Raw genomic sequence first — 7,626 nt, forward strand, 5'->3', positions numbered from 1 at the left:
ATTGCTCTGGGCGGACACGTTTTCGACCTGGCCGGCCTGGCGCTCGACTTCACTGACGGTCTGGCCCACGCGCTCGATCAGGTCATGGATTTTCTTCACGGTGCTGGTGAACACCTCGCCCAACTCGCCCAGTTCATCGCGGCTGTTGGCGCTGAAAGTCACGGTCATGTCCCCGGCCGCCACCTTGTCCATCACCGCGCCAAGACGCTTGAGGGTGGTGCGGGTCGAGGCGTAGAAACCGCCGTAGAGGTAAAAAATCAACACAAACACCACGGCCAATGCCACTACCTGCAAGATCATGTGGGTGCGATGCTGCTCCAGACGCTGTTGCAACTGGGTACCGAGAAACTTCAGGGTGGCCTCGTTGAGTTGGTAGGTCTGGTCGATCAGGCCCGTGACCTGATCGTAAAAGGCCTGCCACGGTGCATCGAGGGTGTCAGCCATCACCACCTGTTCTTCGAACAGTTCACTGGCTTTTTTCAGGGAGGCCTTGCTGCTTTCGGCCTGAGCGGCCAGGGTTTCGTGCGCCGCTTTACTGGAGCCCAGAGCATCCTGCAATTTCAGACCGTATTCGGCCTGAAGCTTTTCGATCTGCGCCAGCAACTCATCGAATCGGGTGCTCGACGCCGAATTGAGAAAGCCCTGCCCCAATGAGTAAGAACCCATCGCGCGGCCTTCACCGAGCGTCTGGGTGACGGCTGGCGTGACGTTGGTAATGAGCTCGCTCAGTTGACGCATGTCGCTCTGGCTGTCGCGGCTCAGGCCGGCCTGGCTGGCAATGATCTGGCTGAAAATCTGCGCGTTGCCGAGCAACTTGCCGATCAGCGCACTTTTGCTTTGCAGGGAGGTTTCCGCTTGCTGGGTCTTGAACGCGGCAATCATTTCATCGCGCTTGCCATCGAAAAAGGTGATTTGCTCCGGATCAGTGGTCATCGCCGCCAGCCCTTGCAAACGGGTCAGAACGCTTTGCTCCAGGGCGCTGATATTCGACTCGACATGACCCGCCTTGCCGGACTGGCCAAGGGTAACGTTGATCTGCACCAGGTTGTTCAGGGTTTCCAGATCCCGGCGCAGGCTCAGGCCGCTGCCCAGCAGGTCAAGGCTCTGCAGCTCGACCCGGGTGCCCTGGAATTCGCGATAGGAATCGCGCACCAGATAGAAGTTGGTCACCAGCATCGGCACGAGGAACAGCACGCTGATCAGGCTGAACTTCATGCCGAAACTCAGGCGGTTCATCAGCGCGACGGCGGGATAGAGCAAGCTCTTCACTGTGAAGTCTCCCTTTGAATTCTTATTTTTATGGCAGGCGCGCAGAGACAGCAGATAGCCACTATCGGCGCTATCTCTGTATAGCCTAAATCGGCGGGGGGTTTTGTAACTTAAGGTTAACGACAGACACGCAGCCTGCTACAGGGCTGCGATCTTTTCGATTCAAAGCAGAAATCAGGACAAAACAGTCCACAACGCAAACCCGGCATACCAAAGCACCGCCGCGCGCAGCAGCAGTTCCCAGATCCGGTCGAGGCTGTTGATGCCGTCCGGCCCGACCACCGGTGCCGGAATTTCACCGGCCACCAACCCGACCTTCTCGATCAGTTGGGCGGCGTTGATGTTCCAGTTCAGCAGCTCGTGCAGCATCACCCGGCCGACCGCGACAAAGTTGCCGACCAGCGCAAAACTCGCCGCCAGCAGTCGCACCGGTACCCAATCGAACGCATGACGCAGCTGTGCCGCTCGCTCGACCACGGCCGGGTTCTGCCCGTGTTCCTCGGCCAGCGCCAGCAGTCGATAGCTCAACGCTGCAACCGGGCCCAGCAGGAAGTACCAGAAGATCACCGCAAAAAAGCTCTGATAGGCCTGCCACAACAGATGCCCTTCAACTCGCTCCAGCAGTTGCTCGCCGCTGTCAGCGCAAATATTCAGGTCACGTTTGGCCACATGCGCGGCGGCTTGCAGGTCTTCCCGGCGCCAGGCATCGCGGAACGGCCCGAGGTCGGCCAGCAGATCACCACGGCCCAGACTGTAAATCACCACCAGCAGGTGCACCGGCAACGCCAGCAAGCCGTAGGCCACCGGGTCCAGCACCAGCAACAGCAAACCCAGCAGCGCCACCGGCAACAACACCAGCACCACCAGTATCAGCCACGGACTGTTTGTCATGCGTGGGCTGGCCTCAAGCTTGTGCAGCTCGCGCACCCAACCGCCATCACGTTGAACCCGATGGCGCAAGGCCGAGAACTTCTCGATCCACACCGCCAACAGCAGCACCAGAAAACTCATTGTTACTCCTTTTCTTCCAGAGCAGCGTTTGCCAGAGCCGCGCGATAGCGTGCCCAGTCAAATGCCGGTCCCGGATCAGTCTTGCGCCCGGGTGCAATGTCGCTATGCCCGCAGATGCGTTGTGCGGTGATGCCCGTGAAGGCGCTTTGCAGCTGTCGCGTCAGGATCGTCAACGCTTGATATTGGGCGTCGGTGAACGGCAGATCATCCGTGCCTTCGAGCTCGATGCCCACGGAAAAATCGTTACAGGTTTCCCGTCCTTCGAAACACGAGACGCCAGCGTGCCAGGCGCGCTCTAGACAAGAGACAAACTGAGTGACAGTGCCGTCACGTTCAATCAGAAAATGCGCAGACACCCGCAGGTCGGCGATCCCTGCAAAGTAGGGATGTTCCGTGACATCCAGACGATTCTGGAAAAACTCCTGCACCTTGCCGGTCAGAAACTGCGCTGGCGGCAGGCTGATGTTGTGGATCACCAGCAGGGAAATTTCGCCCTCGGGGCGCGCATTGAAGTTGGGTGAGGGGCATAAACGCACGCCCTGACACCAACCGCTCGCGGGGTCCAACTGCATACCGGTTCCTTCAACGACGACTGTGTTGGTGCCCAGTATGCCGCGATAGACCCTCGGCGCGCGATCACTTGCCGCGATTGAGACGCCGCAGATTGCCCAGCACCGACTCCAGCGCCCGGTCGAACAGCAAGGTGTCGTCCAGCGCTCGCACCGCGCCACGCCGGAATTCCAGGGCCAGGCTGGTACGACTGTGCTCCAGCACTTTCATCCCGGTACGGTTGACGAAGATGTACTTGCCGGTGGCTTCGATGATCGCCGCCAGCTTGCAGCGCAGGGTGTTGTCCTCATCCTCCTGAAACTCGACCCAGCAGCCCAGGCGCAGCTGATCGACCTGAAGCAGAGCGACATCATCCTCCGGCAAACGCATCGATGCCGTTTCGACCGGGCCTTCGTCAGCGGTGCGAAGCACGATTTCCTGCTGTACTTCGACCATCATCGGCCCGTTAACAGGCATGCTTTTCGGGCCCGGGTGTTCGAACAACTGAAGGTGCAAAACTTCCAGCTCGCTGAAAAACTCGCCGGTGGCGAACGGGTCGAATGCCGAGCTGTTCAACCCATCGCGCAACGACTTGAGCAACCCCGGCACCAGCGACAACAAGCGCAGGCTCGCGTCGGTTTCATCATGGCGCTGCACGCTCCAGATCAGTTGCGCCATGGTCTGCACATCGGCATGCCATTCGGCGGACTGATCACCGTGCTTGAGGCAGGTCAGCAACAGCACTTTGCTCCAGGCCTCCTGGACAAACGCCACCACGCTGTGCGGCAGCACCTTGCCGATCAACGCCTGATTCAGCGCCTGCTCGACGCGCTGACGGGCCAGATCGGTCTTGGCACGGCCTTCTTCGGCGTCACGGGTGCGTTGCTCGAGTAATTCGCTGCGACGGCGTTCGTCACTGGTGAAGGCGAGAAAATCCGCCAGCAATTCGGAAAAGATCGCCGGGTCATCGACAAAGTCATTCAGCAAACGCTGCACCACTTGCTCGATGCGCAGGTACAGGCTGTCGCGCTCATGGTCATCGCATTCGCCCCAGCCCATGGCCGCAGCGGCGATTTCGTTGAGCAAACGCCGGGCGGGATGGCTGCTGCGGCTGAAAAAGCTCTTGTCGAGCACCGCGACCTTGAGCATCGGAATCTGCAAACGGCCGATCAGCGCCTTGAGGGAGTCCGGCAGGTTGCGGTCATCGAGGATGCATTCGAAGAGCATGGCGATCAGGTTGATCACGTCTTCGTCGGCCACCCCCACCACGCGCGACTTGCCGCTTTTGACACTGACCCGTGTCAGCAGTTGTTCGAGCTGGTTACGCAGATCGAAGTCGTCCTGAGCCGCCAGCGCCGGCACGTATTGCTGCAAATGCGAGAGCAGGCGCAGCAGGTCGCGGGTTGAAATGGGCTGGGTCTGGGCACTGACTTCCAGGGTCGGCGCGACGCTGCCACGCACATGGAACAGCAACTCCTGCAATGCGGCGAAGACTTCCTGCACGCCATCGTCAATCTGCGTATTAGCAGTCCGCACGCCTGTTTCGGCGGAGTCAGCACGAACGCTCGCAGCCGCCCGATCGGTGGCACGCCGCGCCGGGGCGGGCTTGAGGTCCGGCAGCACGCCGGTGGCGATCAGCAGTTGATTGGCTTCGGCGTAGAGCTGATCAGCATTGCTGAGCACATAGCGTTCGAACAACTTGAGGATGATCAGCTTGACCTTGATCTCCATGCCCAGATTGCGCCCGGCCTGCAAGAAATACTCGCAGAGCAGCGTCGGCCCCAGGGGGTTGTGCTGTTCGACCAGCGTCTTGCTCAGCAGTGTGCTGAGTCGAGCGGTGAGCTGGTCGAGGGCGAAACCGTCACGGTTCAACACTTTGCCGACCATGGCCTCCACCGCCACGTTGCGTTCCATGTCGTCGCTGGGCATCGCCGCCGAAGCATCGAAAACCAATGCCCGGGGCAAGGCAGCCTGGGAAATGTCGCACTGCGCGAGGCTGACGAAGGCCTCGAAAAATTGCTCCATAAAACCACGTTCGATGCTTTTGCGCTTGAGGCGCAAATCGCGCATGGCTTCGAAGAAGATGTTTTGCTCGACGTTGTTTCGGGCCCGGTCAGCCATTTCAAACAGGGTGTCGTCGGCGTTATCGAACAGCTCCTGCAAACCTTGCTTGAGCTGTTGAGCGGCCTTGTCGCGAACCTGAAGCAGAATCACGGGCAGGCGGGCGAGCGGCGAGTGAGTCGCCTGGTCGGTAGCCGCCTTGTGCAAAGGCACTACATTCCCGTCGTTGTGCATCCAAGCCTCCTGAAACGGTGATTCTTCGGTTCACGTCAAAGCCATGACGTCAAATGCAAGGCGGATTATCGACAAAAGACCTTCCTTGTGCCAGCAGACTCTGCGCTTCACCAAGGAATAGACGTTCATGAGTGCTCCTTGCTTAGCGCCGAGTCTCGTGCGAATCGACCAAATGCAGGTTTACGGGTAACCCGATGACCGTTGATGCCTTGGGTTGCCTCGCAGCATGGCCCTATAATCGGGCCACTTTGTTTGTGGAGCCCGTTATGCCGAATCTACGTCTCGCCGATTTGACCGCCGAAATCGAAGCCAACGTGCGCCGTGCGTTGCTCGAGGACATCGGCAGCGGCGACATCACCGCGCAACTGATCCCGGCCGAACGCCTGGCCAAAGCCACCATCATCACCCGCGATGCGGCTGTCATTGCTGGCACCGCGTGGGTGGATGCGGTGTTCCGGCAATTGGACCCGCGGGTTGCCGTTCATTGGCAGGTGCGCGACGGCGAACGGGTGAAACCCAATCAGGTGCTATTCCATCTCGAAGGCCCGGCGCGCTCGCTGCTGACGGGCGAACGCAGCGCACTGAATTTTTTGCAAATGCTGTCCGGCGTGGCCACTCGCGCGCAGTACCTGGCCGATTTTGTCGCCGAGACCCAGGTGAAGTTGCTCGACACCCGCAAAACCCTGCCGGGGCTGCGCCTGGCCCAGAAATACGCCGTGACCTGCGGCGGTTGCCATAACCACCGCATCGGCCTGTATGACGCCTTCCTGATCAAGGAAAACCATATCGCCGCCTGCGGTGGCATTCCTGAAGCCATCAACGCCGCGCACAAGATCGCCCCGGGCAAACCGGTGGAGATCGAAGTGGAAAACCTGGCGGAACTGAAGGAAGCACTGGCGGCGGGCGCCGACATCATCATGCTCGATGAACTGAGCCTGGATGACATGCGCGAAGCCGTGCGCTTGAACGCCGGCAAGGCAAAACTGGAGGCCAGCGGCGGCATCAACGAAAGCACGCTGCTGCCAATCGCCGAAACCGGAGTGGATTATATTTCGATTGGTGCAATGACCAAGGATGTGAAGGCTGTGGACCTGTCGATGCGACTGAGTCTCTGATCACGCCTTTGATAATAAAAAATGCCAGCCTGATAAAGGCTGGCATTTTTTTCAGACCACCAGATTGTTCATCTCGCAGTACTCTTCCCACTCGACGCCCAATACCTCGGCCGCTTCCTTGTGCAGCTTCAAGCGCTCGACCTCGAACTCTTCCGGGGTAGTCGTGTACTTAAGCGTCAGCTCCCACGGCTGCAAGCCCTGAGCTTCCGCCTCATCCTCGAATGCCCACTGGATCTGGTCTTTCTGATCGTCGGCGGGCAAGTCCTTGATCTCTTCCAGCAACTCGGGCGCGTCCAGCACGTACTTTTTCAGCGCTTCTTCGTGTCTGGCTTCTTGGGTCAATTCTTTAACGGTCATGGCGTTCTCGCTGATCTGGGGAATGGAAGATGGATCTGGATCATCAAGGATCTCTCTGACGCAAAAAACCGTTGGAAGCCCGGTTTGCCTGGCCTTCAGAACCATTCGGGATCATCTGAAAACTGCTGGGCGATGCTCATGCAGACAACGAATATAGGACGTTTTGTCGATGAATTACACGGGTCTTTACATAAAAAGCCACATGCAAGAAGCCTTGGGAACATAAGTCGAAATCCCAAGTCATAGCGATGTGCCACATCAGCACTTCACAAGGAACTCCAGCGATGCGCAGTTTTTCGCAGCTTTTGTCTACCCAGCTTGCCACCGCTACCCTGCTGCTCGGTAGCCTGACAGTGACCAGCGCTGCTCAAGCGGCTGTCGAAGTCACCTCTGACCCTGCGTTGTACTCCGACAAAATCTCCGCCCTCCACAATTCATTCGGCAAGGACACACTCGTCAGAACCAGCGTCAGCATCGATGATCTGGAAAGCCTGCAAAAAACCGTGAAGGCCAATGCCACCGAACTGGAAAGCCAGAAGCGCACTATCGGCGAGCAGGCCCGTCAGATCGAAGAACTCAAACGTAACAGCGGTTCCAGCTCAAGCTCCAGCAGCAAGGAGATTGACGATCTCAAGCGCACGGTCAATGAGCAGGAGCGCGATCTGAACAACCTTGGCAAGCAAGTGGAAGAGCTAAAACGCAACAACGGCTCCAGCTCAAGCTCGAGCAACAGCGAAATCTCCAGTCTCAAACGGGAGATCAGCGATCAGGATCGCGCGATGGATCAGCTCAAGCGCACCGTCGAGGAGCTGAGCAGAAAGGTGAAATGAAGAAGAGAATGGTGCCCGAGACAGGAATCGAACCTGCGACCTTCGCGTTACGAGTGCGCTGCTCTACCGGCTGAGCTACACGGGCTGTGGGCTAAACCTAGCACTGGCTTCGGGGTCCGGCAACTTGGTGCACTGCGATTTTTTGATCTCTCTGCACAAAAAAAATCTATGGTCACCCCCATTTTTGCAATACTGATTAT

General features: G+C 58.5%; 6 protein-coding genes, 1 tRNA gene and 1 pseudogene. 2 read left to right on the top strand and 6 right to left on the bottom strand.

Features of this window, described 5'->3' with window-relative positions; translation table 11 throughout:
- Positions 1 to 96: 96 nt before the first annotated feature.
- From MMG91_RS29095 to MMG91_RS27995, 4 genes and pseudogenes are all read right to left on the bottom strand, one after another.
- Positions 97 to 1,236 (bottom strand): annotated as a pseudogene (locus tag MMG91_RS29095) (HAMP domain-containing protein); the annotation flags it as partial.
- A gap of 207 nt (positions 1,237 to 1,443) precedes the next feature.
- Positions 1,444 to 2,280 (bottom strand): regulatory signaling modulator protein AmpE, encoded by an 837-nt coding sequence (gene ampE / locus MMG91_RS27985; RefSeq protein WP_310661359.1) that lies wholly within the window; start codon positions 2,278 to 2,280, stop codon positions 1,444 to 1,446.
- Positions 2,281 to 2,282: 2 nt separating this feature from the next.
- Complete coding sequence (gene ampD / locus MMG91_RS27990; protein ID WP_305448155.1) at positions 2,283 to 2,852, bottom strand: 1,6-anhydro-N-acetylmuramyl-L-alanine amidase AmpD; 570 nt, start codon at positions 2,850 to 2,852, stop codon at positions 2,283 to 2,285.
- A gap of 64 nt (positions 2,853 to 2,916) precedes the next feature.
- Entirely contained in the window at positions 2,917 to 5,124 is a 2,208-nt protein-coding gene (locus MMG91_RS27995) for a DUF1631 domain-containing protein (RefSeq protein ID WP_310661360.1), read from the bottom strand.
- 266 nt (positions 5,125 to 5,390) lie between these two features.
- Between MMG91_RS27995 and nadC the strand changes: the two genes are divergently transcribed.
- Positions 5,391 to 6,239, top strand: coding sequence for a carboxylating nicotinate-nucleotide diphosphorylase (nadC, locus tag MMG91_RS28000; RefSeq protein ID WP_237885463.1), 849 nt, complete (start codon positions 5,391 to 5,393; stop codon positions 6,237 to 6,239).
- A gap of 51 nt (positions 6,240 to 6,290) precedes the next feature.
- Here nadC and MMG91_RS28005 read toward each other — a convergent pair whose 3' ends face one another.
- The gene (locus MMG91_RS28005; RefSeq protein WP_310661361.1) at positions 6,291 to 6,596 is read right to left on the bottom strand and encodes a DUF6388 family protein; all 306 of its coding nucleotides are present in this window, start codon (positions 6,594 to 6,596) and stop codon (positions 6,291 to 6,293) included.
- 284 nt (positions 6,597 to 6,880) lie between these two features.
- On the opposite strand from MMG91_RS28005, the gene MMG91_RS28010 reads away from it, so the two are divergent.
- Positions 6,881 to 7,426 carry a hypothetical protein gene (locus MMG91_RS28010; protein ID WP_310661362.1) on the top strand — a complete coding sequence of 182 codons (546 nt, stop codon included), beginning with the start codon at positions 6,881 to 6,883 and terminating at the stop codon, positions 7,424 to 7,426.
- 9 nt (positions 7,427 to 7,435) lie between these two features.
- Here MMG91_RS28010 and MMG91_RS28015 read toward each other — a convergent pair.
- Positions 7,436 to 7,511: transfer RNA gene (locus MMG91_RS28015), tRNA-Thr, on the bottom strand.
- Positions 7,512 to 7,626 lie beyond the last annotated feature (115 nt).

The sequence above is a fragment of the Pseudomonas sp. JL3 genome (assembly GCF_031570575.1).
GTDB lineage: Bacteria > Pseudomonadota > Gammaproteobacteria > Pseudomonadales > Pseudomonadaceae > Aquipseudomonas > Aquipseudomonas cucumis.

Coding starts and splice junctions, on each gene's coding strand:
- MMG91_RS28005 (WP_310661361.1), bottom strand. CDS start 6,596: ATGACCGTTAAAGAATTGACCCAAGAAGCCAGACACGAAGAAGCGCTG.
- MMG91_RS27995 (WP_310661360.1), bottom strand. CDS start 5,124: ATGCACAACGACGGGAATGTAGTGCCTTTGCACAAGGCGGCTACCGAC.
- ampD (WP_305448155.1), bottom strand. CDS start 2,852: ATGCAGTTGGACCCCGCGAGCGGTTGGTGTCAGGGCGTGCGTTTATGC.
- MMG91_RS28010 (WP_310661362.1), top strand. CDS start 6,881: ATGCGCAGTTTTTCGCAGCTTTTGTCTACCCAGCTTGCCACCGCTACC.
- ampE (WP_310661359.1), bottom strand. CDS start 2,280: ATGAGTTTTCTGGTGCTGCTGTTGGCGGTGTGGATCGAGAAGTTCTCG.
- nadC (WP_237885463.1), top strand. CDS start 5,391: ATGCCGAATCTACGTCTCGCCGATTTGACCGCCGAAATCGAAGCCAAC.